Below are 24480 nucleotides of genomic sequence, written 5' to 3' on the forward strand. Positions count from 1 at the left end.
ACCTTCGTCATGGCGAACGGGGCGGCGTGTCGGCCGCCCCGTTCGGGTTTGTCTTACTTCAGGCCCACCTGGTTGAAGATGTGGCCGCCGAGCGGATGCACGACGTAGCCATCAACCTCGGGACGCATGGTCATGTAGACGACCGAATGCGCGATGGTGGCCCAAGGCGCCTGGTCCTTGAAGATGACCTGCGCCTCTTCATAGAGTGGCTGACGCTCTTCCTGCGTCGGCAGAACCTTGGCCTGCTGGATCAGGTCCTCGAACGGCTGGTGGCACCAGTTGGCGCGGTTCGAGTTCTCCAGTCCGTCGCAGCCCAGCAGCACGGCCAGGAAGTTGTCCGGGTCGCCGTTGTCCCCGGTCCAGCCCAGAAGGACCGCGCCGTCACGGTCGAGCGCGCGGCTGCGGGACAGGTATTCCCCCCACTCGTACGAGACGATTTCCACGTTCACGCCGATCTGGGCGAAGTCTTCCTGCATCAGCTCGGCCATGCGCCGGGCGTTCGGGTTGTAGGGCCGCTGGACGGGCATTGCCCAGATCTTCATGTCCAGCTCGGTGATGCCTTCTTCCGCCAGCATCGCCTTGGCCGCCTCGGGATCGTAGGGATCGTCGACGATCGCATCGTTGTAGGACCACATGGTCGGCGGGATCGGGTTCTTGGCGATCTGCCCGGAGCCCTGGAACACCACGTCGATGATGGCCTGCTTGTCGATGGCCATGTTCAGGGCCTTGCGGACCTTCGGGTTGTCGTAGGGCGCCACCAGCGTGTTGTAGGCCAGGTAGCCGACGTTCAGGCCTTCCTGCTCCATCACCACGATCTCGGGGTCGTCCTTCATCGCCTGGATGTCGGCCGGGTTCGGGTAAGCGGTGACGTGACATTCGCCTGCCTGCACCTTCTGGTAGCGCACGCTGGCGTCCGGGGTGATCGCGAAGATCAGGGATTCCACCCTTGCCGGATCGCCCCAGTAGTCGTCGTTGCGCAGATAGCGGATCACGGCGTCCTTCTGGTAGGCCTGGAAGACGAAGGGCCCGGTGCCGATCGGCGCCTGGTTCACCATTTCGGGGGTGCCGGCGTCCATCATGGCGTCGGCGTATTCCTTCGACACGATCGAGGCGAAGTCCATTGCCATGTTGGCGATGAAAGGTGCCTCGGGACGGGTCAGCGTGAACACCACGGTGTAGTCGTCGGGCGCTTCGATGCTTTCGATCAGATCGGGCATCGACATGCCGCCGTAGTATTCCCAGGTGCCGCCGGAAACCGTGTTGTAGGGGTTGTCGGGATTGCCCTGGCGATCGAAGCTGAAGATCACATCCTCAGCGTTGAGGTCCCGCGACGGCGTGAACATGTCGTTCGCGTGGAACTTGACGCCCTGGCGCAGGTTGAAGGTGACAGTCAGACCGTCTTCCGACACTTCCCAGCTTTCGGCGAGGCCCGGAATCACTTCCGTGGTGCCGACCTTGAACTCGACCAGCCGGTTGTAGATCGGGTGACTCGAGGCATCGAAGGTCGTACCGGACGTGTAAAGCGCCGGATCAAAGCCCTCGGGCGAGCCTTCCGAGCAATAAACCAGCGATTGCGCTGTTGCCGCCGAGGCGATCAGCGCGAAAGCTGTCGCAAGCAGCGTTGATTTTCTTATTTGTGACACGATTACTTTTCCTCCAATTTCGGACCTGGCAGGTCCTCATATGATAATTCAGTTAAGCAGCATTCTTTCTCTGTGACCAGCGCGACGAAGGGCACAAGATGTGTGTGCCGCAGATGACCACGAGTCACGCTTGGACGGACCCCGAAATCGGCTTGGTATAATGGGCAGATTGACTGGTGTCATTGGGGACGGCAAATGAGCCGCCCCGGTTGAGGCGGCCACTGTTAACGTCACGAAAACCGAAGGTCGGAAAAGCTGCGAGGCGGCGCAGGCCGGAAGGGATAGTTATGCAGCGGCGGCAGGGTCAGCGGTTTGCCGGGCATGACCGCGTGGCCATGCGCAGGTTAAACCGGGGTCAACGAGGCCCGGCGCACCGCCAGCCGGGGGCTGTTTGTCGGTGGCCGGGTCTAGGTCCGGTAATCCTCCCACTCGGGCTCGTTCTGGAACACGAAGTCGTAGTAATCGCGCCCCGACAGCGCGCTTGCGGCGGCCTCGTCCACCACGACCTTGCAGTTCGGGTGCATCTGGATCGCAGAGGCGCTGACCATCGATGTGACGGGGCCTTCGACCGCTTTCGCCACGATCGCGGCCTTGGCGGGCCCGGTTGCCAGCAGGACGAGTTCCTTCGCATCGAGGATCGTGCCGACGCCCATGGTCAAGGCGCGCTTCGGCACGTTTTCGGGGTTGCCGCCGAACATCTCGGCGTTCTGTGCGCGGGTCGTCGGGGTCAGGGACTTGTCCCTGGTGCGGGACATGAAGGACGACAGCGGTTCGTTGAAGCCGATGTGCCCGGCCTCTCCGATGCCGAGAAGCTGCAAGTCGATCCCCCCGGCGGCGAGAATCGCCTGCTCGTAGGTTTCGGCGGCCTTCTTCAGGTCGCTGGCGCTGCCGTCCGGGACATGGGTGTTGGCGGGATCGATGTCCACGTGATCGAAAAGATGCGTCTGCATGTAGCTGCGGTAGGAGTTCGGATCGCCCGGCTCCAGGCCGATGTATTCGTCAAGGTTGAACGTCCGGCACTGCGCAAGGGACACGCCGCTGGCGACGAGATTGGCGTAGAGCCGCTCCATCGTCCTGCCGGTGGCAAGGCCCAGGGTCGCGTCGGGCTTTTCCTTCAGCCGCGCGATGATGAGCCGCGCGACAAGGTCCACGGCCTGCTCCGTGCTCGGGCGTATAATGACTTCCATGGCGTCCCTCTGAAATTCTGTTCCCGGCGCGTCAGGTCTGAAGCCCGGTGATCATGGCGATGATCTCGTTCTTGTCGGTCTTTTCGGTTTCGCGCACGCCGATCTGCTTGCCGCGCCGCAGAACGCAGATGCGGTTGGACAGGCGAAACACCTGGTCAAGGCTGTGGCTCACGATGAGGATGGCGATGTTGCGCTCCCTCAGGGACAGGACCAGTTCCTCGACCCGGGCGGTTTCCGCGACGCCGAGCGCGGCGGTCGGTTCGTCCAGCAGGATCAGCTTGCTGGCCCAATGGGTCGCGCGGGCGATCGCGATCCCCTGGCGCTGACCGCCGGACAGATCGCGGATCGTCGCGCGGGACGAGGGGATGCGCACGTCAAGCTCATCGACCAGCGATTGCGTGTCGTCCATCATCTTACGCTTGTCCAGCAGGCCGAACGGCCCCTTCGTCAGCTCACGCCCCAGGAACATGTTCATGTAGACCGGTTGCTGATCCGCAAGGGCAAGGTCCTGGTACACGACCTCGATCCCCGCTTCGCGCGCGCCGGAGGCATCGGAGAAGCTGGTGTCCTCGCCGTCCAGCCGGATCGAGCCCGAGGTCGGCTTGTACACGCCCGAGACGATCTTGATCAGGGTGGACTTGCCCGCGCCGTTGTCTCCGACCAGGGCCACGATCTCGCCCGGATACAGGTCGAGCGAGAAGTTCTCGATCGCGACAACGCCGCCGAAGGCCTTGTGAATATCTTTGAGGGCGAGAATTGGCTGTGTCATGCGATCACCTCAGGTCGGGCCAGGCTTCGCGCTGGCCGAAAATGTTCTCGATTGTCGTGACGGTGGGGGTGCCGCTGGCGATGCCGGAAATGCCCGCGACATAGGCGCGGGTCACGAAGGCCTGACCCCGGAAGCCGAAGACGACGCTGTCGCCGGTCTGCGGGCTGGCGGCGCCGGTTGCGTCGATCATCCCGTAGTAGTCGATCGACTCGCGCTTCGGAATCTCGACCGAGCGTGTGGCCTTCTGCGCCGGATCGCTGCCGACGATGGCCTGAACGTCGTATTCCGGGAAGACCGGATCGATGTATAGCCCGCCACCAAAGCAATACGCCTTGTCGGCATGTCTGTGGGAAACCTCGGTCAGGTACAGGACGGCGGGGCGTTCGGGCAGATCCTCCACCGCGTGAAGCGGCGTGGTGCCGTGCAGGCCGTTGCCGGGCTCGCACTGGGTCGCGCCTGCCTCTGCCAGGGCGGGCAGCACGGCGGATGACGTGGTGCCGGGGGCGTTGATCTCGATCCCCGTCCGTCCCGCCCTGGCCAGCGCCTCGGCGGCCCTGTTCAGGGTCGAAAGGTTCGGCGTCGGTTTGACCTTGCGGGTTTCCTGGTCGAACAGAAGTGCGGGAAAGGTCGTGATCCCGGCGAAATGCGCGCCGTCGCGGGCGTCCATCCTGTCGGCGACATCGACGATCGTGTCCGCGTCGAACCCGCCCTCATGCCCGCGATAGAAGGTGTCCCCCGCCGTCTGGATGCGGGCCAGCAGGGCCTGGTCCCGCCCGGCGCGATGCGCCGCCTGCGCGGCTTCGTCTGCCTTGTCGTCGCTGAACACGGTCCAGTAGTCGGGCTTCAGGTACCCGGCGGCCAGGTCGGCTTCCCCCCTTGGCACCTGCACGAGATGCCCGAGGTGCCCGACGTTCAGACCGGCGCGATGGCAGGCCACGGCGCAGGCGATGTCCACGGCGACGCAGCGCTCGATCCCGCCGCGCATGACCGCCTGGCAGAAGCCTGAATGCCGCCCGACCTGCTTGGTCATGGCGAAGGTCTTCAGCCCGAGGGAACTGGCCTTCTCGGTAAATATGCGTGCGTTGTCCTCGACGGTATCAAGGTCGAGCACGTAGCAGTTCGCCGGCAGCTTTCCGTCCTGGTGCAGGGCGATGGCCGCTTCGACAAGCGCCGGATTGCGCCGGGTGAGCAGGTCTAGAAACATGAGGGTCCTCCTTCAGCGTGAGGTGTCGCGCAGCGAAGCCGCCACGGCGATCAGGATGATGAGGCCACGGACGATCATCTGGTCGGACACTTGAAGCCCCATCAGGATCAGCCCGTTGTTCAGCATGCCCATCAGAAGCGAGCCGATGAGCGCCCCGATGATCGACCCCTTGCCGCCGTTCAGGGCGGTGCCGCCGACGATGACGGCGGCGATCACGATCATCAGGTCGCTCTCACCCAGGGTATATTTCGCGGCCTGAAGACGACCGGCGTAAAGCAGCCCGGCAAGACCCGCGCAACCGCCGCAGATCGTCAGCACCAGGAAGCGGACGCGCGGCACCTTGATGCCGGACACCTGTGCTGCCCGCGCATTGTCCCCGGTGGCGAGGACATGCGCCCCGAACCGGGTGTGGCGATAGACGACATGACCGACGGCCACGCCGATGATCGTCCACCAGACGAGCGACGGAATGCCGAGCAGCTCGCCCGAGCCGAAGAACCCGGTGAAGGCGCTGTTCGTCACGGGGATCGAGCGCAGGTCGGTCATGGTCCTTGCGACACCGGCAAACAGCCCCAGCGTGGCAAGCGTGACCAGGAACGACGGCAGCCGCAGCCAGGCAACGAGGATGCCGTTGAAAGCCCCGATGGCCAGCCCGGCGCCAAGCCCGGCCAGGATGGCAAGCGGCATCGGCAGGATCTGCATCACAACCGCCGCCGACAGCGCCGAGACGGCCACGGCGGAGCCGAAGGAAAGATCGATCTCACCCGCCGACAGCGCGAATACCAGCCCGATGGCCATGATCGTGGCCGGTGCGGTTTGCAGGATGATGTTCGTCAGGTTCCGGGTCGAGGTGAACCCGGCATCATGGAGCGTAACCGCGAAAAACAGAAAGATCGCGATGAAGCCAAGATAGACGATGTAGTTTTGCAGCTCGTACTTGCGGAAAATAGCGGTTGGCGACATCGTTTTTACCCTGTTTTTGAAGTGCCGGGGCCGGTTTTTGGTCTGCCGGCCCCGGCAACGCGCGTCTTATTTCTTGGTCAGGCTTTCGGGGGCGTCCATGTTCATGGCGGCATTCCAGACCTCAGCGATATTCCCGGGGCCGACGGAAAGCGCATCGACTACCAGGAAAGGCTCCACGGACTGCCCCAGAAGGCTGGCCGCCGCGGCGCGGGCCGCCGTTACCCCGATGCCATAGGCCTCGTCTGCGATGATTGCGGCCATGTTCCCACCGTTCACGAGGTCAAGCGCCGCCGGTTCGCTCAGGTCGATGGTCACGACCTTCGTGTCGGTGTTGCCCTGCTGGCGCAGGACGGAAAGCACGCCCAAGGCCGGCTCGGCCCAGGGGGTATAGATGCCGTCGAGGTCCGGGTTCCTTGCCAGCATGGCCCTGGCGATATCTTCCGCGTTGGCGGGATCGGTCATTCCCGCTTCGGCGACGATCTCGATATCGGGGTACTCGTTCTCGATAGTCCACTTGAACGCGCCATCGCGCTGGTTGGTGACCGGGAAATCGGCGTCATGAAAGATGTAGCCGACGGTTCCGGCGCCGCCCATGGCGTCCGCCAGGGCGATGGCCGCCCGGTTCCCGATCTGGAAGAGGTCAGCGGAAACGACCGAAACGTAATCCGTGCCATGGTCGAAGCCCTGGACGGCGTTGTCGATGAAGACCAGCTTCACGCCTGCATCGCGGGCAATGCCATACACGTTCGCGGCTGTCGGCGGATCGATGGGCAGCGAGATGATGATCGAAGGATCACGCGCCATCACCGTCTCGACATCGCTCTTCTGGCGGCTGGGATCGAATGCGGCGTTTGTTTCCGCAATCACCTCGATGCCCAATCTCTCGAACTCGTCCTTAGCGCCGCGCGCAACCGCGTTCGACCAATCGTACTGTTCGTGCCAGACAAGCGCGGCCGTATAGCCGCCCGTCGCGACCTCGCTCACCTGGGCCTCGGTCAGGGTCAGGGTTGCTGCGGGGGTCGGGGTTTCGCCATTGGGGCCAACGGTTTCCGGGCGCTCCCCGGCGAATGCCGGGGTTGTGCTCAGGAAGGCAGCCGCGAGGGCCGTTGAAAAAGGAATGTTCATCCTGGATCTCCTTGAGGGGGGCGGATTGCGAACGGCAACGGGGCGCCGTTCGCAATGGCTTCGTCAGTTGCCGGTGACGCTTGCGGGCGCCGCGATGTTCAGCGACTGCATCCAGCCCTCGGCCACGTTGTCCGCCGTTACGGTGATCGCGGGGGCGACCACGAAGGGCGGCGTTTCCTCACCGGCAAGCTGGCGTGCGCCGGCGGCGGCCATGGCGCGGCCCAGTTCATAGGCTTCGTCCGCGACCATCGCGACGACATTGCCGCCGTTGACCATGTCCAGCGCGATCGGCTCGCTAAGGTCGAGGGTCACGATCTTCGTCGTGCTGTTCCCGTTCGCGCGCAGCGCGGCCAGCACGCCCTCGGCGGGGCCGGCCCATGTGACGTAAATGCCCGACAGGTCGGGATTGCGCAGCAGCATGGCGTTGGCGATCTCTTCGGCGCGCGCCGGATCGCTGATTCCTGCCTCGGCGACGATCTCGATATCCGGGTAGTCGTTCTCGATCGTGGTCTTGAAGGCGTTGTCGCGCTGGTTGGTCACGTAGTACTCGGCGTCGTGGAAGATCCAGCCGACGGTGCCTTCGTTCCCGATCGAGGCCGCAAGGGCGTCGGCGGCCTGCTTGCCCATCTCGAACAGATCGTCGGTGACGATCGCGGCATAGTCCTGCGGGTGCTGAAAGCCCGACGGCAGGTTCGACAGGAAGACGAGCGCGATCCCCTCTTCCCGTGCCTCGGCGAAGGCGGCGGCGGAGGTAACCGGATCGAGCGGCAGCGACAGGATGATGTCCGGCGAGCGGGCGAGCGCGGTTTCGATGTCGCTGCGCTGCTTGGCGGCGTCGAAGGCGGCGGAGGTGGTCGTCACCACCTCGATGCCGAGGCGCTCGAACTCGTCGGTGGCCCCGGCGGTCACGGCGTTTACGAAGTCCGACTGGTCGTGCCACAGCAGCGCCGCGGTATGGCCCTGGCCCTGAAGGCTGGCTGCCAGGTCGTCCGAAACGGTGACTTCGGAGGACGGTGTCGCGGTTTCCCCTTGCGGACCCACCGTCTGGGCCAGCGCGGCCCCCATGGAAAGGGCAAGGGCGGCGGTGCCGATGGTAAGTGTCTGGTAAAGTTTCATGGTTCTTACTCCCTGTTTGATTATGAAGTTTCTGGTGTTCCGCAGTAGGCCACGATGAACCGCGCATAGGCGCGGATCGCGGCGAGGTATTCGTCGATTGCCAGGTGTTCCTGGGACGTGTGACAGCAGGCGATATCCCCCGGCGCGCAGTAGACCGTGGGCACGCCGAGCCGGTTGATCAGGAACGAGCTTTCCGACCAGAAGGGCGCGCCCCCGGTCCGGCCCCGTTCGGGGGCGACGCTGGATACGGCGGCCTTCAGCGCGGCAACCTCGGGCAGGTCGGTCGGGATTTCCGCCGGTGTGCCGCCAAACGCGTGGTCGCGCCCGGCGGGGTAGGTGATCTCTATCCCGATCCCGTCCTCGACGGGGTTGGAGCGCACCGCCGCCTCGAACGCCGCCACCGCGTCGTCCAGGCTGTCCCCGGGCCGAAGCGAGCCGATGACCGAAAAGCGGCATTCGCCCGGTACGGCGATGTATCCGCCACCCTCCAGCCCCGTCACGAGGACCGAGGACGGGCCCGTCAGCGGGTGCGGCGTCAGCGACTGCCGCGCTTCGGCGTGGTTCCAGACAGAGGCGAGGATGGCGTGGGTGGCTTTCAGCGCATCGACGCCCAGGTCGGGCCGGCCGAAATAGGCGGAGCGGCCGGTAACCTTCACATCGGCGATAAAGAAGCCGATCTGCGCGGTATAGACGGACAGGCTGGTCGGCTCGACGTAGATGGCGAAGTCGGGCCGGGCGATCAGCTTTGATTGCACCTTGTCGGTCCAATGGGCGACGCCGGCGCTGATGCCACTACCCTCTTCGCCGCTTTCCTCGTCGCCGACGAAGGCAAAGGCCACGTCCCCCGCCAGTTCGATGCCCGCATCGTCCAGCAGGTCGAGGGCGGCAAGCGCCGCGCAGATGCCGCCCTTGAGGTCGGTCACGCCGCGCCCCCAGATCGCGCCATCCACCTCGGCGGCACCGAAGGGGTCCTCACGCTCGGTTCCCTGCCAGTGCTCGCGCCACCCGTCGACATGGACAGTGTCCGTATGGCCGATGAACTGAAGCCGCTTGCCCCGGCCATTGCCGCTGCGTGCGCGCCAGATATTCGGGCGGCCCGGCAGGAACTCCTCGGTTTCGGGGGAAAGACCGCGCTTGTGCATCTCGTCGGACAGGAAGGCGACGAAATTGGCCTCCTGCCCGGTGATGCTGTTGCGCGCGATGGCGCCCTTCAGCAGGACCAGCGCCTTCTTCCTGTCCAGCGCCGCATCGAGACGGCTTTCGAGCTGCGCGTTCATGGTCATGCCACGCCCTTCCATGCCGGTGCGAACAGTTGGGGCAACGCGATTTCCACGTTGTTCAGCCCGGCCGCGAAGATCGAGTGATGCAGGTGCGAAAGCCCCACGGCGGCCCCCCCGACAAGGGCGGCATGATCGCCGAGGGACGAGCGCCGGATATCGATGGCGTTCGGAAAGCACGCGGAGAGCGCGGCCTCCACCCGTTCGAGCAGTTCCGCCCTTTGTCCGATCGACCCACCCAGGACGACCATCGACGGATCGACGACCGCGCCGATCGTCGCGATCATCCGCGCCACCAGCCGTGCCGTTTCCTCCAGGACGGTAAGGGCATCCTCGTCACCGGAAAGGGCCAGGTCGAACAGGGTTTTCACATCGGTTTTCTTGCCGGACAGTTCCGCATAGCGGTTGACCATCCCGATGGAGCCAGCCTGACGCTCCAACGCGCCGGTCCTGAGGGAGTTGGGGTCGAACGGGTCCGCGCCGAAGGGCAGGAAGCCAAGCTCCCCCGCCGCGCCGATGGAGCCGCGAATGATCTGGCCGCCCACGATGATCCCGGCCCCGATCCCCGTGCCGAGCGAGACGAAGGCCATGTTGTCGACATCGGAAGCGCAACCGCTCCACTGCTCGCCGATGGCGGCAAGGTTCACGTCGTTTTCCACCTGGACGCCAAAGCCGAGCGCGGCCTCCACGGCCCCGGCGAAGTCCATGTCGGCGATCCCGCTGATGTTCGGCGCCATCCTGACGGAGCCGTCGTTCCGGTCCGGCACGCCGGGAACGCCAATCGTGGCGAACATGACCCTGGCCCAGTCGACGCCCGCGTCCTCGGCGGCGCGTCGGCACAGCGTGCCGATCTGCGCGACGACCTTCGCGCCGCCTTCTGCATCGGTCGGCTCGGTCAGCTCGGCCACGACGCGGCAGCTGAGGTCGATGATGGCCGCCCGCACCTTCGTACCGCCCAGGTCCACGCCACAAACGAAAGCAGCATCGGGCACCAGCTCATAGGTCGTGGCCGAGCGCCCGACGTGCCCCGCGGTCCGGCCGGTTTCCCTGATCCAGCCTTCCGCTTCCAGGTCGGAAACGATCTCGGACACCGTCTGCTTTGACAGGCCAACCTGCTTGGAAAGGCTCGCCCTGGAGACGGGTCCCTCGGACGTGATTGCCTGGATAATCGCTGAACGCGAGAATTGCCGGGAAAGATTTCGTGAACCGATCATATCGCCATCCTATTAGTTCGGTAATAGAACGAACTAATGAGATTCGTGTCAAGAGTTTCGTTGAGAGAGGCGTAAAGCCATGTTTTTAACGGGGTGAAAGCGAGGTGCGTCCGCGCGCAAGCGGCAGCGCTTGCGCTGGAAGGCGGGGGATGATCGCGCCCTACGGCGTGCGAATCCGGTCAGCTCCGGTGCTTCTGGCTCAGCCGAAGGACAGCCCGTCCGGCTCGATCCCACGTTTCTCCGCACTCGCCCGAACGGCGGCCTGAAGGACCTCGCTGCGCTCGAGGACGCGCTGGAATTGCGCGCCGTCCAGCACGAGAAGGGTTGAGGGTACGATGGCGCGGACCTCGGCGCGAACGGTGAATTTTGTCAGCAGGGCGATCTGTCCGAACATCTCGCCCCGGCCCAGGCGCCAGGTCTGGCCGGCGCTCTCCAGTTCGACAGCGCCGGTGGCGATGAAGAAGACGCTTTTCGCGGCGCTGTCCTTGCTGACGATCACCTCGCCCGCATTGACGTACCTGGTCTTGAGCGCCCGGCTCAGCCGCTTCAGCGCGCCCGGCTCGATATCCTTGAACAGGGGAAACTGCTCGATGAACGCGGTCCGCTGCAGCGCGATGTCGAGGCCCGGGCGCCGTTCCGCCGCGGCCCGGCGCGCGCCCAGGTCCTGCATCAGCGCGGTATAGACCTCGGCGCCGATCAGCCCGTCTTCGCGCATCGCAGCGTATTCCCGTTCCTCCAGCCTGAGGGCGGTGCGGCGGATGAAGCGGCGTTCCAGCCGCTCGGCATAGCCGGGATATTGCAGGCGCAGCCCGGTGAGCGCGGTTTCCACCGCCTCGATCCTGCGGGAAAGGAGTTCATGCAGCACCTCGGCCACCCGCCGCCCGTGGATCCGCCGGATGCGTCTGTCGATGAAGCTGCCCAGGTCGCGCAGGATCAGCCGTTGCGACAACAGCCGCTCGAACCGGTCCGCGGTCATCTGCGCCAGCGGCGCGGGCAGGCCGAGCCGGTTGTGCAACAGCAGCGCGGCCCGGATCGCGGGGCCATAGGCGACGCTGCGCCGCGCCGCGCGCTGGTAGCCGGTGCGCCCGCCGGTGCGCGTGCCCTCGATCAGCCGGTCGGCATCGGACAGGACCTGTTCCGCCATCCGGGCCGAGATGGTCCGCTCCCGCACCCGCGCGAGGATCGTGCCGCGTTCATGCCCCGCGAGGGCGATCAGCCCCAGCGTGATGCGGTCGCGGTCGAGGATGCCGGCGTTGTCCTCCGCGATCTTCACCGCGGTATCCAGCCGCTCTCCGAAGCGCTTCGCTTCGTCCCGCACGATGTCGTGGCCCAGCTCGTAGTTGTCGGTGGCGCGGGCCACATCCTCGCGAACGGTTTGCAGAGCCACGGCGACCACCTGCCGCGACAGGGCCTCGTCAATGGGGGAAAGCCGATCAAGGCCGAGCCAGCCGATCACAAGCCGCAGCGTCGTGCCCTGCACGATCAGTGTGAACAGCGTGAACCCGGTGGCCAGGATGCCGACTAGGCGCTGGATATCGTCGGGCACGCGGAAGCTTTCCGTCACCGCCAGCGCCAGCGCCAGAGTGACCGCGCCCCTCAGCCCGCCCCAAAGGATCGCCACCCGGTAGGGCCGATCCACGACGGGCGAGATCCTGAGCGCCGCCATCACCGGCAGCAGGGCGAACAGAATCACCGCGCGCGCGACGATGGCGGCAAGGATCACGACGCCTACGAGGATGAAATCCTCGGCGCGCACCTCTTGCAGCAGCCGGGGGATGAGCAGGGCGGCCAGGATGAAGATCAGCGCCCCCGCCCAGTGGGCCAGCACGTGCCACAACTCGCGCAGGTTGGCCCAGGCCTGCGGCTGAATGCGCCCCGGCCCGGTCAGGTTCAGCGTCAGCCCCGCCGCGACCACCGCCATCACGCCCGAGGCGCCGATGCTCTGTTCCGCGACGATATAGGCCAGGTAGGGCAGCGCCACGGATATGGAGATCTGCGCCAATTCATGACGGTTGAACATCGCCATGAGCCACACGGCGATCCGGGCCGCCAGCCAGCCCGTGAACGCGCCGCCCGCGATCAGGCGCGGAAACCGGGCGAGCGCGTCCGCAAGGCTCGGGTCTGGCACGCCGAGCATCACGAACCCCATGAACAGGCCGAACAGCGCGATCGCGGCGGCGTCGTTCAGCAGGCTTTCGCCCTCGATGATGCGGGCAAGCCTGCGCGGGGCCGAGATTGATCGGAAGATCGACACCACCGCCGAGGGGTCCGTGGTGGACACGATCGACCCGATGAGCAGGCAGGCCACCAGGGGCAGCGTGCTTGCCCAGGACAGCGCGTAGCCCACGCTCAGCGTCGCGACGACGACGGCCACGACCGCCAACACAAGGATCGGCACCCAGTCGTCCAGCATCTGGCGCAGGTTCATCCCCAGCGTGGCCTGGAACAGCAGCGTCGGCAGGAAGACGTAGAGGAAGACGTTGGATCGAATCGGAAGCCCGAGGATCGCCTCCGCCACGGGGTTCAGCGCATCGGTCAGCTCCGTGCGCAGGAAGAAGATCGCGCCAAGGGCGATCAGGACACCAAGGACGGCCAGGATCACGCTGTAAGGCAGACGCAGGCGCGCGGCGAGGGGCTCGGCGACGCCAACGATGACGAAAAGGGATGCGATGACCGCCGTAACCAGAACTATGTCCATAGGTTTGAAATAGCTGGAATTTCAGTCCGGGGAAACTGGCCTGTACGGCGTGCGTTGATAAAAAGCACTGCGGTTCGGTCAAGCTGTCGTGACTTTGCCCGGAGTCGTTCGGTCCGCCCGGGCCACGGCGTTCTCGCTGGACCCCTGAGACCGATTGTATCCGCACGGATACGGCGGTACCTTACTCCATCGGTAGAAGGAGATTCATGCGCAGAGGCTGAAATTGACCGCAACAGGCGGCGAATTGCAGTGCCCATTGGGCGCTGTCTCTGTTTGCATTCTTATCTACGGAAATATCATGAACGCCAATGACCTGACGATCCGCGCCTATGACGAGGCGGCGGACCTTGAGAGCCTATCTGCCATCTGGTTCGAGGCCTCCCTCTCGGCGCATGCCTTCATCGGCGAAAAGCGTCTGCGCGCGCAGCGTGTCCTGATCGAAACACGGTATCTGCCACAGGCGGAAACCTGGGTCGCATGCCAATCCGGTCTGCCGGTGGGGTTCATCAGTCTGCTTGACGATTTCATTGGCGGGCTGTTCGTCGCCCCTGATCGGCAAGGGCATGGCGCAGGTCGGGCATTGGTTGCCCACGCCCTGGAACGGAAGGGCAGCTTGCTGCTGGAGGTCTATACCGACAACGCCCGGGCCCTGGCGTTCTACACGGCGCTGGGCTTCCGGGAGCTTTCGCGACGAGCAACCGACAGCGAAGGCTTGCCCTTTGAGAACGCCGAAATGGTGCTGCAAGGGTAGTCCCTGGCGGGGCAGCGCATGCCGTTGCCCCGCATACCCACGCCGTTCCGTGTTCTGACCCCTCTGTGATCGCCGGTTTTCCGCGCGCCGCGCCTGCTGTCGTGCCCTGCGACTGTTCCGAGACGCGGGCGCGGGGGCATCGCGAAGCCTCGGCCCTTGACTTGGCGCTTCAAAGTTGCAATTCTTATATGAACATTACGTTCAATAATGAACAAACCTAGGAGACATGCAATGGCCGCGCCAGAAAAATTTCCGTCCATCGAGCCGAGTGACGTCCAGATTCCTGACGGAAAGTCCCTGGGCGACTGGATCGAAAGCCGCGTTGCGCGCTACGAAACGCGCACGCTGGACTGGAACGCCCTGAAGTTTCAGGCCGACTACGATCCCAAGTACCAGCGCGCCCAGATGCGCTATATCGGCACCGGCGCGACCGGCGTGAAAAGCGACGACAACGTCGTTCCCGCCGAGCATTTCACCTTCTCCACCATGGTCCTGCCCGCTGGCTGCGAAGGTCCGCTGCACATTCACCGGGACGCGGAAGAGGTGTTCTTCATCCTCAAGGGCCACAAGATCCGCCTTTTCATCGAGCACGAGGGCGAGGAAGTCGAAACCGTCCTGACCGAGCGTGACATCATCTCGGTGCCGCCGGGGGTCTACCGCGGTCTGCGGAACGAGGGCATCGAGGAAGCGCTGATGTGCGTGATGATCGGCAACCCCAAGCCCGTGACCCCGACCTACCCCGAGGATCACCCGCTGGCGAAGCTGAAGCGGTAACGTCCGATGCCGATTGCCGAGGAGAAGACATCAGGCGGGATCACCTACCTGGAGCGTCCCGGAACGGGGCCCGTCGTGGTGTTTCTCCATGGGATCGGGTCCAACGCGTCCTCGTTCCTGGCGCTGTTCCAGCATCTTCCGCCGGATGCCCGGCTGATCGCCTGGAACGCGCCGGGATACGGCGGGTCCGCGCCCCTCGCGCGGACCTGGCCCGAGGCGCAGGACTACGCTGCCGCCCTTTCGGGGCTGTTCGACAGGCTTCAGCTGTCGGATGTGACGCTGGTCGGGCATTCGCTTGGCACGTTGATCGGGGCGGCCTTCGCGGCGCGACACCCGGACCGCCTCGCGCGGCTGGTCCTGGCGTCCTGCGCGGTCGGCTACCGGGTCCCGCCCGGCGGCACGCTGCCGGGCAACGTCGGCCGCCGGATCGAGGAGTTGGAGCTTCAGGGCCCCGACGCCTTCGCCGCGGAACGTGCGCCGCGCCTCGTCTTCGAGCCGCGGCTCAATCTCGATATCGTGGCGCAAGTGGAACGCGCGATGAGCCAGGTCGAACGCGGCGGCTACGCGCAGGCGGTCCGGATGCTGGCCTCGGGTGACTTGCTCGCGCTGATGGCGCAGGTTCACCTTGAGACGACGTTCATCATCGGCATCAACGACCGGGTGACGCCGGAACAGCAGACGCTAGACGCCGCGCTGGCATGGGGCAAGGCAAACGGTAAAAGCCCTGGGATCACCAGGATCAACCAGGCGGGCCACGCGGTATACCTGCAGAAACCGCAGGACTTCGCCGCGGCCCTGGCGCTTGCGGAAAGCGCCGGGACGGCCGAGGGATCATCGGCGCGTCACGGCGCCAAAGGGGGAGAGGCATGAGCGACTCTATAAGAACAGGGTTCCTGCGCGGCATCGTGATGCGCGCGCCGGGGATGACCGACACGGCGGAATTCTACACCGAACTCTGGGGGCTGAAGGTCGCCCGGTCCGAGCCGGGGATCACCTACCTGCGCGGCACCGGGGCCGAGCCGTTCATCTATGGCCTGAAGGATGGCGACAGCTACGGCATCGAATACGTCCATTTCGGAATGGAAAACCGCGCCGACATGGATGCGCTGCATGAGCGCGTCGTCGCGAAGGGGGTGCCCGTGCTCGGCGCGCCCGCGATCTTCGACGATGCGATCGGCGGCTACGGGTTCGAGATCCTCGACCCCGACAATCGCCGCCTGCGCTTCACTACCGAGCTTGAGATGAACGAGGCCGAGGACGCCTACGCCTATCCGCGCAAGGTCTCGCACGTCGTGCTGAACACGACGGACATGGACGGGTTGGAGACGTGGTACCAGGATGTCCTCGGCTTCCGGACCAGCGATTACTCGGCGGACATGATGGTGTTCCTGCGCTGCAATCGCGACCACCATTCCATCGCGCTGGTGCGCGCGCAGTACCCCTCGATCAACCATGTGGCGTTCGAGATGCCGGACCTCGACAGCTTCATGCGCGGGATCGGGCGGATGAAGCAGAACGGCCAGGTGCCAAGCTGGGGGCCGGGCCGCCACGGGCCGGGCAACAATCCCTTCGCCTATTTCGTGTCACCGTCGGGCTACGTGATCGAGTTCACTTCGGAATTGCAGCAGATCGACGAGACGACCCATGAGGCGCAGGTCTGGTCGCGCACCGATCCGGATTCCATGGATCGCTGGATGACCGCAGGCCCCCCGACCCCGGCGCAGCGCGCGGTGATGGCGGGGCGCCCTGATCCCGGCTTCCCCGACCTTCGGAAAGACTGATCGCATGGACCTGGGGTTGAAGAACAGAACCGTCGTCGTCACCGGCGGCTCGTCGGGTATCGGCCTGGCCACCGTCCGAGCTGCATTGGACGAGGGCGCAAAGGTCGCCCTGTGCGCGCGCGGCGCGAACCGGCTGCACGATGTCGCCGGGCAACTGGCGGCGGAGTACGGCGCGGAGCGTGTCCTTGCGGAGGCATTCTCCGTCCTCGACGCCGACGCGACGACCACCTTCGCCGCGAAGGTCGCCGACACGTTCGGCGGTTGCGATGCGCTGATCACCAACGCCGGTCAGGGCCGCGTTTCGACCTTTGCCGATACCAGCGATACCGACTGGCGCGATGAGCTCGACCTGAAGTTCTTCAGCCAGATCAACCCGATCCGCGCCTTCCAGGGGCTTCTGCTTCAAAGCGGCGCGGGGTCGATCACGGCGGTGAACTCGCTGCTCGCCTACCAGCCCGAGCCGCACATGGTCTGCACTTCGGCCGCACGGGCAGGGGTGCAGAACCTGCTGAAATCGCTGGCTAGCGAACTGGCCCCCGACATCCGGGTGAACTCCATCGTGCTGGGACTGGTGGATAGCCAGCAATGGCAGCGCCGGTTCGACGCCCGTGAGGACCAGTCCCAGACCCGCGACGCGTGGTATGCGGATCTTGCCCGCCGCAAGGCCATTCCACTGGGTCGCCTTGGCCGCGCCGAGGAAGCCGCCCGCGCCCTTCTTTTCCTAGCCTCCCCTGCTGCCAGCTATGTGACCGGCGCCCAACTGGAAATCTCCGGCGGCGTATCGCGGTTCATCTGAGCGCCCAAGACAGAAAGACTGACAATGGCTGAAACCGTTGGCTACCAGATCGCAAGAAGCCTTGCGGATGCCGGCATCACGACCGTCTTCGGGGTTATCTCGATCCACAACATGCCGATCCTGGACGGGATCGCCGAACAGGGCCGCATCCGCTTCGTTCCCGCGCGCGGCGAAGCAGGGGCGATGAACATGGCCGACGCGTTCTCGCGGGTTTCGGGGCAGGTGGGCGTCGTGCTGACCTCGACCGGGACGGCGGCGGGCAATGCCGCCGGTGGCCAGGCCGAGGCGCTGACGGCGGGCAGCAGGCTGCTGCACATCACGACGCAGGTTGATCGGGAGGTCATGGACCGCGACCGCGCCGCCATCCACGATGTGCCGAAACAGCCCGAGATGCTGAAGGGCGTCTCGAAAGCCTATTTCCGCATCTGGGACGAGAAGTCGGCCATCGGCACGCTCGACGCCGCCATTCGCGCGGCCAGCACCCCGCCGACCGGGCCGGTCAGCCTGGAAATCCCCGTCGACGTGCAGCGCCTGCCGGCGGTGACCAGCTTCACGCTGGCGCCCTCCACCCCGCCGACGCCGCGGGCCGAGGATGCGCAGCTCGACGCGCTGGCCGCGCTGGTGAAGGCGGCAAAGCGCCCGATGCTCTGGCTTGGCGGCGGCGCGCGTGGCGCGGCGGAGCAGGCCAACGCCCTGGTCGAGCGCGGCTTCGGGGCCGTCACCTCGACCCAGGGGCGCGCCGTGGTGGCCGAGGACAAGCCGGGCACCCTTGGCGCGTTCAACATGACGCCCGAAGCGCGCGGGGTTTACGCCGCCTCCGACCTGATGATCGTCGTGGGCTCGCGGCTGCGGGGCAATGAGACGCTGAACAACAAGATGGCGCTGCCCCGTCCGCTGGTGCAGATCGACGTCGAGCCGACGCAATGCGGGCGCAACTATGCCGTGGACATGTTCCTGAACGGCGATGCGGCGGCAACGCTGCAAGCCCTGCTGGACCGGCTGCCCGACCAGTTGGACGTGGATCCGCAACAGCGCTTCGATATCTCCGTCGCGCGGGCGAAGTCCGAGGGCGCGCTGCGCGAACGGCTGGGGCCCTACCAGGTGGTCGCGGATCACCTGCTGTCAGTCGTGCCCGCCGGGGCGCACCCTTGGGTGCGGGACGTGACGATCTCCAACTCGACCTTCGGCAACCGTTACGTGCAGATCGCCGCACCGAACCTGGGCGTGCACGCGCTGGGCGGCGGCATCGGGCAGGGGATCGCCATGGGTTGCGGCGCGGCCGTGGCCTCGCCCGGCGCGCGCACCGTGGCGCTGCTCGGGGATGGCGGGGCGATGCTTGGCATCGCCGAGCTGATCACCGCCGTGGACGAGGGTCTGAACGTGACCTTCGTGTTGATGAACGATGCGGCCTACGGGGTGATTGAAAACATTCAAGATGCCCAATACGATGGCCGCAGGCACTACTCCGCGCTGAAAACCCCGGATTTCGCCAAGCTGTGCGAGGCGATCGACATGCCGCACATGAAGGTCAGCGACATCGACGCTTTCGTGGAAACCTTTGACGCCAGCATGGCGCTAAGCGGCCCGGCGGTGGTCGAGGTGGACATGATCGCCATCGGCCCCTTCGCCGAAGCCTTCGCCGGGCCGCCCGCCGGTGCCGCCGGAAGCAAGGTCTGAGCCGATGCAACACCTCGCCCTGATCGGTTTTGGCGCGATTGGCCAGACCCTTGTCACGACGCTTTGTGAAAGCCCGGACGCCCCGCTGCGCAAGCTGACGCTGCTTGTGCGCGAAACGGCGATGGCCGACACGCGCCAGCGCGCCGAGGGGATCTGCGCCGGGCATGGCATCGTCGTGGACGTGCACTCGGACATCGCGGCGGTGCTGGCGGCGAAACCCGACCTGGTCGTCGAATGCGCCGGGCACGGGGCGGTGGTCCAGTACGGGCCAGCGGTGCTGTCGGCGGGCATCGATCTGCTGACCGCCTCTGTCGGCGCTTTCGCCGATGCGGCGCTGCTGGATCGCCTGAAGGGCATCGCGGCGGACACGGGCGTGCAGATCCTGCTGCCCGCTGGGGCCATCGCAGGGATCGACGCCCTTGGCGCGGCCCGCCTGTCGGGGATTCACGAGGTCACCTACGTGGGGCGCAAACCGCCCGCCGCCTGGACCGGGACCGAGGCGGAGCAGCACCTCGACCTTGCCAGCCTGAGCGAAGAGGCCGTCTTCTTCGACGGCACCGCGCGCGAGGCGGCGGCCCGTTTCCCCAAGAACGCCAACGTGGCCGCGACCGTCGCGCTGGCGGGGGTCGGCATGGACGCCACGCGCGTGCGCCTGATCGCGGACCCCATCGCCTCGGGCAACACCCATGAGCTTCACGTCAGCTCCAACGCGATGGACCTGACGCTTCAGGTGACGGGGAACGCATCGCCGCTGAACCCAAAGACCTCGCTTTCCACGGCCTACAGCCTTGCGCGGGCGGTTCTGAACCGGTCCGCCGCCATCAATATCTGAGAGGGTTCCATGACTTTTCCTTTCCCCGACGGGCGGCTTTTCATTGGCGGCGAATGGGAAACCGGGCGCGGGGCCGAGATCACCTCCGTCTTCGCCGCCGAGGGCGTGGAGAACATGACCCTGGCCGGGGCATCGCGCGAGGATGTGCTCAGCGCCATCGACCGCGCCAGGACCGCGCAGGCGGACCCCGCCTGGCGGAACCTGAAACCGCATGAGCGCGCGACCTATCTCTACCGGATCGCCGAGGGGATCAGCGCCAACAGCGAGCGCCTGTCATGGCTGCAAAGCCGCGATACCAGCAAATCCCGCGCCGAGGCCCGCGCGCTGGTCGCTTCCGCCGCCGCAACGTTCCGCTACTTCGGCGCGGTGCTGGAAACCTCGGACGAGCTGCTGACCGCGCCGCGCGGGGACTACCTGACATGCTCCGTCCATGACCCGATCGGGCTGGTGGCGGCGATCACGCCGTGGAATTCGCCCATCGCGTCGGACGCGCAGAAAGCCGCCCCGGCGCTGGCCGCGGGCAACGCGGTGCTGCTGAAACCGGCAAGCTGGTCCCCGATCATCAGCCTGGAACTCGCCCGCATCGTCGAGGAGGCGGGCCTGCCCAAGGGTCTGTACTCCGTTTTGCCCGGCTCGGGGCGCGAGGTGGGCAACCTGCTGGTCGAGCATCCCGACATCGGCAAGGTGTCCTTCACCGGTGGCACCTCCACCGGGCGGCACCTGGCGCATGTGGCGGCGGAAAAGCTGATGCCGATCTCGCTGGAGCTTGGCGGCAAGTCCCCGACCATCGTCTTCGACGACTGCGACGAGGATCAGGCCATCGCCGGGATCCTTTTCGGGATCTTCTCCTCCACCGGGCAAAGCTGCATCGCGGGGTCGCGCCTGTTCGTGCAGCGCTCGATCTACGACCGTTTCGTCGCCCGGCTGGTCGAGGCGACCGAGGCGCTGAAGGTCGGGCACCCCTTCGACGCGGCGACGCAGGTGTCCTCGATGGTCCATGCCGATCACCGCGATACGGTCGAAGCCTATGTCCGCGCGGCCCGCGACGAGGGGGGAGAGATCCTGACCGGCGGGGCCCGCCCGCAAGGCGCGGGCTACGACGACGGGGCCTACTACATGCCCACGATCATTGCGGGGCTGGCGAACACCGACCGGACCTGCCGGGAGGAAATCTTCGGCCCGGTCCTGGTAGTGATGCCCTTCGACGACGAGGCCGACGTCATCGCCATGTCGAACGACAACGATTACGGGCTGGCCTGCGGTCTGTGGTCGCGCGATCACGCGAAATGCTGGCGGCTGGCGCGCGCCATCCGGGCCGGGACGGTCTGGATCAACACGTACAAGCAATTCTCGATCTCGACGCCCTTCGGTGGTGACGGCGCCAGTGGCATGGGGCGGGAAAAGGGGCGGGCCGGGTTGCGGGCCTACCAGCGGCAGAAGTCGATCTACGACGATCACTCCGGCCAGCCGCTGCCCTGGGCGCGCTGGCCCTAACCCTCGCGCGTCACGTGGCCGAGGCCGGTGGACGCCGCGTTGGCGGCCCGCCGGACCGCGCGCTTGATCGGCCCGTCCCCGGTGCTGCCCTCTGCGGTGAAGACGCTCTCGGGGCCGGAGACATTGATCGCCCCGACCGGCTTACCGCGATGGTCCAGCACCGCGACGGCGCAGGAGCCGATGCCTGCCTCGAAGTTGCCCTCGCTCCAGGCGAAGCCGGCGGCCCGGTCCTCGCGCGCCTGTGCAAGAACCGCGTCCAGAGTCAGCGGCGTCTTGTCCGTCGGTGCTTCCAGCTCGACCCCGGAAAACAGCGCGCGGATGTCGTCGTCGGACATCGCCGCTAGGATTGCGCGCCCGCTGGAGGATGCGTGCGCGGGCAGGCGCGAGCCAGCGCGCATGTTGCTGACCAGGTGCGTGTTGGGCATCTCACGGCTGAGATAGACCATGTCCCGCCCGTCGAGGATGCCAAGATGCGAGGACAGACCCGTTTCCTGCGCCAGTTCCATCAGCAGCGGCTGGCAGACTTGCACCAGGTCGCGTCCATGGACCGCCTGCGCCGCCAGCGTGATCAGCCCGACGCCAAGGCGGTAGCCCGCGCCTTCGTCGATGGCCTCGATCATCCGGTTGGCCTCAAGCGTGTGGATCAGCCGGATCAGGGTGGTCCGATTGATCCCCAGCTCTTTCGACGTGCTGCTGAGGTTTCGGCATTTGTTTCCGTCCCCGATATGTCGCAGAAGGCTCAGCGCCCGCTCGACGGGGGGTACCGAATACGACGTGGACCCGTTTTTATTGTTCACCAGCTCACCCTCTTCTGCTGGCGATCAAAATAGAACGAGTTTGGCGTATTTGAACAGGCTGTAAATGCTGATTTTTCCGGTGGGACCTCGATTAGACAGCTTTGCGGGCCTGTTTTGAACCATTTTCTTGACCGTCGCGATTTGATCGTCTACATTTGAACACAGAGTTCATATTAGAACGATTAGAGGGGCGCATGAGCAAATTGAAGATAGGCGTTTGCGGCGGCGGGATCGGTGGCTTCAGTGCCGCGATCGCACTGCGCAAGTCAGGGCATGACGTTCAGGTTTTCGAACGTGCGGCGGGCTTCAACAGGGTCGGCGCAGACATCAACCTGACGCCGAACGCGGTGTTCGCCCTCGACCAACTCGGTGTTGGCGAATACCTGCGCAAAACCGCCGCGCGCCCCACCTTCCGGATCAGCCGGGACGGGGTGACGGGCGAAGAAACCTCGCGCCTGCCCATGAGCACCGCCGCCGAGGAAAAATACGGTGCGCCGCAGCTGACCATCCACCGCGCCGACCTTCTGAAGGCGCTTCAGGCGCAGCTTCCCGAAGAGGTCGTGCATCCCGGTATGTCGGTCAGCGATGTCGCGCTGAAGGACGACGGCGCAACGATCATCTTTGAAGATGGCAACAAGCGCGACTTCGACGTGGTAATCGGCGCCGATGGCATCCATTCGGCCGTGCGCACCGCGCTTTGGGGCGCCGATAGCCCCGAGTTCACCGGGATCGTGTCCTACCGGGCCGTCTTCCCGCGGGAAAACGCCCCGGACTCCCCGGACACGGACGCCTTCACCAAGTGGTGGGGCGAGGTGCCCGAAAAGCAGATCGTGACCTTCCCGCTGACGCTGGGCCAGGAAATCTTCGTCTTTGCCACCACCCCTCAGACCGACTGGTCCGAAGAGGGGTGGACCCTGCCGGGCGACGTGAACGAGTTGCGCGCGGAATACGAGAACTTCCACCCCAATGCGCGCGCCCTTCTGGACGCCTGCGACGAGGTGACGAAATCCGCGCTCCACGTGCGCAAGCCGATGGCGCAATGGTCCCGCGGCGCGGCCACGATCCTGGGCGACGCGGCGCATCCGATGGTGCCGTTCATGGCGCAGGGCGCGTGCATGGCAATCGAGGACGCCGTCGTCCTGTCGCGGGCGCTGGACGGTGTCAGCCGCGATGGCGTCGAAGCGGCCTTGCAGCGCTATGAGGCGGCGCGCAAACCGCGCACGGCGAAGGTGCAGGAAAACTCATTGGCGAACGAATGGATGAAAAAGGGCGGCAACGCCGACTGGGTCTATGGATACGACGCCTGGTCCGTGGCGCTGACCTGAAAGAACAACCTTAGGGAGAAGATATGAAACACCTACTGAAATCCGCAACCGTCGCGGCCAGCATCGTCCTGTTCGGCGGCACCGCCGTTGCCGAGGAAATCACGATGAACGCCGTTTCCCTGGCGCCGCGGCAGGCCGACATCGCCAAAGGTTTCGCGATGTTCGTCGACGAGATCAACGCCAAGTTCGACGGCGAGTTCCAGATCAACTGGCGCGGCGGCCCCGAAGTCATGCCCCCGTTCGGCCAGGCCGAGGCGGTGCGCAACGGCGCGATGGACATGACCGTCACCAGCCCCAGCTACTACTCGGGCCTGGTCCCGACCTCGACCACGATGAACCTGTCGTTCCTGCGCTACGATGAAATCCGGCCCACCGGCTATTACGAGCGGATGACCGAACTGCACGCCGAGCAGGACCTCGTCTTCCTCGGCGAAGTGCCGGCCACGGACCTTGCGTTCCACATGTTCCTGAACAAGCCGGTCGAAACCCTGTCCGATATGGAAGGGCTGCGGATCCGCACCTTCCCGACGCTGCTGCCGATGCTCGAAGCGCTGGGCGCGGAACCGCTGGTGCTGCCGATGGGCGAGATCTACACCGCGATGGAACGCGGCGCGATCGACGGTTTCATGCGCGGCGCCGTCGGTTGGGCCGAGCAGTTCGAGGGCGTGGTCACCCATGTCGTCTATCCCGGCGTGTACCGCGCGGGCTTCCCGGTGCTGGTGAACAAGGCAGCCTGGGGCGAACTGCCCGAGGACCTGCAACAGCGCATCGTCACCTTCGTGCGGGACGACCTGTCCTCGCGCATCGACGAGATCTGGGCCGCTGACGTCGCCGCAGGCGTCGAGGAAATGGCCGCCGCGGGCTTCACCGTTGTCGAGCTGTCCGACGAAGACGCGCAGAAGTTGCGGGAAACCGCGATCGACGCCGCCTGGGCCGTGATCGCCGAGGAAGCCGGCGCAGAGGTTGCCGCCGAACTGCGGGCCATGCTTGTTCCCTGAGCACGCATCCCTTTAACGACTGCAATGGGGCCGGGTTGCGTAGCCCGGCCCCATTGACC

Annotated in this window: 21 protein-coding genes; 10 read left to right on the forward strand and 11 right to left on the reverse strand. The window is 65.7% G+C overall.

Going from position 1 to position 24480, the window contains the following annotated elements:
- Window positions 1–53: 53 nt before the first annotated feature.
- The 10 genes from DJ029_RS03585 to DJ029_RS03630 form a co-directional block, all read right to left on the reverse strand.
- A complete protein-coding gene (locus DJ029_RS03585; RefSeq protein WP_112321331.1) occupies window positions 54–1634 on the reverse strand; it encodes an ABC transporter substrate-binding protein in 1581 nt (526 codons plus the stop codon).
- Window positions 1635–2050: 416 nt separating this feature from the next.
- Entirely contained in the window at window positions 2051–2830 is a 780-nt protein-coding gene (gene nagB, locus DJ029_RS03590) for a glucosamine-6-phosphate deaminase (RefSeq protein ID WP_112320938.1), read from the reverse strand.
- A gap of 31 nt (window positions 2831–2861) precedes the next feature.
- Window positions 2862–3599, reverse strand: coding sequence for an ATP-binding cassette domain-containing protein (locus DJ029_RS03595; protein ID WP_112320939.1), 738 nt, complete (start codon window positions 3597–3599; stop codon window positions 2862–2864).
- Window positions 3600–3603: 4 nt separating this feature from the next.
- Window positions 3604–4803 (reverse strand): YhfX family PLP-dependent enzyme, encoded by a 1200-nt coding sequence (locus tag DJ029_RS03600; RefSeq protein ID WP_112320940.1) that lies wholly within the window; start codon window positions 4801–4803, stop codon window positions 3604–3606.
- Window positions 4804–4815: 12 nt separating this feature from the next.
- Window positions 4816–5766: an ABC transporter permease gene (locus tag DJ029_RS03605; RefSeq protein ID WP_112320941.1), complete on the reverse strand. Its 951-nt coding sequence runs from the start codon at window positions 5764–5766 to the stop codon at window positions 4816–4818.
- A 66-nt stretch (window positions 5767–5832) separates the two neighbouring features.
- Window positions 5833–6891: a substrate-binding domain-containing protein gene (locus DJ029_RS03610; RefSeq protein WP_112320942.1), complete on the reverse strand. Its 1059-nt coding sequence runs from the start codon at window positions 6889–6891 to the stop codon at window positions 5833–5835.
- Between the two features lie 63 nt (window positions 6892–6954).
- Window positions 6955–8007 carry a substrate-binding domain-containing protein gene (locus DJ029_RS03615; RefSeq protein WP_112320943.1) on the reverse strand — a complete coding sequence of 351 codons (1053 nt, stop codon included), beginning with the start codon at window positions 8005–8007 and terminating at the stop codon, window positions 6955–6957.
- A gap of 20 nt (window positions 8008–8027) precedes the next feature.
- Window positions 8028–9290 (reverse strand): M20 family metallopeptidase, encoded by a 1263-nt coding sequence (locus DJ029_RS03620; RefSeq protein WP_112320944.1) that lies wholly within the window; start codon window positions 9288–9290, stop codon window positions 8028–8030.
- Window positions 9287–10498 carry an ROK family transcriptional regulator gene (locus tag DJ029_RS03625; RefSeq protein WP_112320945.1) on the reverse strand — a complete coding sequence of 404 codons (1212 nt, stop codon included), beginning with the start codon at window positions 10496–10498 and terminating at the stop codon, window positions 9287–9289. Before DJ029_RS03625 ends, DJ029_RS03620 begins: the two co-directional genes overlap by 4 nt.
- A 199-nt stretch (window positions 10499–10697) precedes the next feature.
- Window positions 10698–13196 (reverse strand): cation:proton antiporter, encoded by a 2499-nt coding sequence (locus DJ029_RS03630; protein ID WP_112320946.1) that lies wholly within the window; start codon window positions 13194–13196, stop codon window positions 10698–10700.
- A 298-nt stretch (window positions 13197–13494) separates the two neighbouring features.
- Here DJ029_RS03630 and DJ029_RS03635 point away from each other — a divergent pair, with 298 nt between their 5' ends.
- From DJ029_RS03635 to DJ029_RS03670, 8 genes are all read left to right on the forward strand, one after another.
- Entirely contained in the window at window positions 13495–13947 is a 453-nt protein-coding gene (locus DJ029_RS03635) for a GNAT family N-acetyltransferase (protein ID WP_112320947.1), read from the forward strand.
- 231 nt (window positions 13948–14178) lie between these two features.
- Window positions 14179–14721, forward strand: coding sequence for a cupin domain-containing protein (locus DJ029_RS03640; protein ID WP_112320948.1), 543 nt, complete (start codon window positions 14179–14181; stop codon window positions 14719–14721).
- A gap of 6 nt (window positions 14722–14727) precedes the next feature.
- Window positions 14728–15591, forward strand: coding sequence for an alpha/beta fold hydrolase (locus tag DJ029_RS03645; protein WP_112320949.1), 864 nt, complete (start codon window positions 14728–14730; stop codon window positions 15589–15591).
- Window positions 15588–16502: a VOC family protein gene (locus DJ029_RS03650; RefSeq protein ID WP_112320950.1), complete on the forward strand. Its 915-nt coding sequence runs from the start codon at window positions 15588–15590 to the stop codon at window positions 16500–16502. The genes DJ029_RS03645 and DJ029_RS03650 overlap by 4 nt, the downstream gene beginning before the upstream one ends.
- 16 nt (window positions 16503–16518) lie before the next feature.
- A complete protein-coding gene (locus tag DJ029_RS03655) occupies window positions 16519–17298 on the forward strand; it encodes an SDR family oxidoreductase (RefSeq protein WP_198671034.1) in 780 nt (259 codons plus the stop codon).
- A 24-nt stretch (window positions 17299–17322) separates the two neighbouring features.
- A complete protein-coding gene (locus DJ029_RS03660; RefSeq protein ID WP_112320952.1) occupies window positions 17323–18975 on the forward strand; it encodes a thiamine pyrophosphate-binding protein in 1653 nt (550 codons plus the stop codon).
- Window positions 18976–18979: 4 nt separating this feature from the next.
- On the forward strand, window positions 18980–19807 hold the full coding sequence (locus DJ029_RS03665) for an aspartate dehydrogenase (protein ID WP_112320953.1): 828 nt from the start codon (window positions 18980–18982) through the stop codon (window positions 19805–19807).
- 9 nt (window positions 19808–19816) lie between these two features.
- Complete coding sequence (locus tag DJ029_RS03670) at window positions 19817–21301, forward strand: aldehyde dehydrogenase family protein (RefSeq protein WP_112320954.1); 1485 nt, start codon at window positions 19817–19819, stop codon at window positions 21299–21301.
- Here the strand turns inward: DJ029_RS03670 and DJ029_RS03675 are convergent.
- Complete coding sequence (locus tag DJ029_RS03675) at window positions 21298–22098, reverse strand: IclR family transcriptional regulator (protein ID WP_198671035.1); 801 nt, start codon at window positions 22096–22098, stop codon at window positions 21298–21300. The genes DJ029_RS03670 and DJ029_RS03675 overlap by 4 nt on opposite strands.
- Before the next feature lie 194 nt (window positions 22099–22292).
- Between DJ029_RS03675 and DJ029_RS03680 the strand changes: the two genes are divergently transcribed.
- Together DJ029_RS03680 and dctP are read left to right on the forward strand one after the other, a co-directional pair.
- On the forward strand, window positions 22293–23423 hold the full coding sequence (locus DJ029_RS03680; RefSeq protein ID WP_112320956.1) for an FAD-dependent monooxygenase: 1131 nt from the start codon (window positions 22293–22295) through the stop codon (window positions 23421–23423).
- Between the two features lie 23 nt (window positions 23424–23446).
- A complete protein-coding gene (gene dctP / locus DJ029_RS03685; protein WP_112320957.1) occupies window positions 23447–24421 on the forward strand; it encodes a TRAP transporter substrate-binding protein DctP in 975 nt (324 codons plus the stop codon).
- The last annotated feature ends 59 nt before the right edge of the window (window positions 24422–24480 follow it).

The organism is Oceanibium sediminis (genome assembly GCF_003265325.1).
Lineage (GTDB): Bacteria > Pseudomonadota > Alphaproteobacteria > Rhodobacterales > Rhodobacteraceae > Halovulum > Halovulum sediminis.

What these genes read in the sequence shown, in the direction of transcription:
- DJ029_RS03660 (WP_112320952.1), top strand. Translation starts at nt 17,323, where the DNA reads ATGGCTGAAACCGTTGGCTACCAGATCGCAAGAAGCCTTGCGGATGCC.
- nagB (WP_112320938.1), bottom strand. Translation starts at nt 2,830, where the DNA reads ATGGAAGTCATTATACGCCCGAGCACGGAGCAGGCCGTGGACCTTGTC.
- DJ029_RS03600 (WP_112320940.1), bottom strand. Translation starts at nt 4,803, where the DNA reads ATGTTTCTAGACCTGCTCACCCGGCGCAATCCGGCGCTTGTCGAAGCG.
- DJ029_RS03615 (WP_112320943.1), bottom strand. Translation starts at nt 8,007, where the DNA reads ATGAAACTTTACCAGACACTTACCATCGGCACCGCCGCCCTTGCCCTT.
- DJ029_RS03620 (WP_112320944.1), bottom strand. Translation starts at nt 9,290, where the DNA reads ATGACCATGAACGCGCAGCTCGAAAGCCGTCTCGATGCGGCGCTGGAC.
- DJ029_RS03630 (WP_112320946.1), bottom strand. Translation starts at nt 13,196, where the DNA reads ATGGACATAGTTCTGGTTACGGCGGTCATCGCATCCCTTTTCGTCATC.
- DJ029_RS03610 (WP_112320942.1), bottom strand. Translation starts at nt 6,891, where the DNA reads ATGAACATTCCTTTTTCAACGGCCCTCGCGGCTGCCTTCCTGAGCACA.
- DJ029_RS03595 (WP_112320939.1), bottom strand. Translation starts at nt 3,599, where the DNA reads ATGACACAGCCAATTCTCGCCCTCAAAGATATTCACAAGGCCTTCGGC.
- DJ029_RS03625 (WP_112320945.1), bottom strand. Translation starts at nt 10,498, where the DNA reads ATGATCGGTTCACGAAATCTTTCCCGGCAATTCTCGCGTTCAGCGATT.
- DJ029_RS03605 (WP_112320941.1), bottom strand. Translation starts at nt 5,766, where the DNA reads ATGTCGCCAACCGCTATTTTCCGCAAGTACGAGCTGCAAAACTACATC.
- DJ029_RS03645 (WP_112320949.1), top strand. Translation starts at nt 14,728, where the DNA reads ATGCCGATTGCCGAGGAGAAGACATCAGGCGGGATCACCTACCTGGAG.
- DJ029_RS03640 (WP_112320948.1), top strand. Translation starts at nt 14,179, where the DNA reads ATGGCCGCGCCAGAAAAATTTCCGTCCATCGAGCCGAGTGACGTCCAG.
- dctP (WP_112320957.1), top strand. Translation starts at nt 23,447, where the DNA reads ATGAAACACCTACTGAAATCCGCAACCGTCGCGGCCAGCATCGTCCTG.
- DJ029_RS03680 (WP_112320956.1), top strand. Translation starts at nt 22,293, where the DNA reads ATGAGCAAATTGAAGATAGGCGTTTGCGGCGGCGGGATCGGTGGCTTC.
- DJ029_RS03650 (WP_112320950.1), top strand. Translation starts at nt 15,588, where the DNA reads ATGAGCGACTCTATAAGAACAGGGTTCCTGCGCGGCATCGTGATGCGC.
- DJ029_RS03665 (WP_112320953.1), top strand. Translation starts at nt 18,980, where the DNA reads ATGCAACACCTCGCCCTGATCGGTTTTGGCGCGATTGGCCAGACCCTT.
- DJ029_RS03670 (WP_112320954.1), top strand. Translation starts at nt 19,817, where the DNA reads ATGACTTTTCCTTTCCCCGACGGGCGGCTTTTCATTGGCGGCGAATGG.
- DJ029_RS03635 (WP_112320947.1), top strand. Translation starts at nt 13,495, where the DNA reads ATGAACGCCAATGACCTGACGATCCGCGCCTATGACGAGGCGGCGGAC.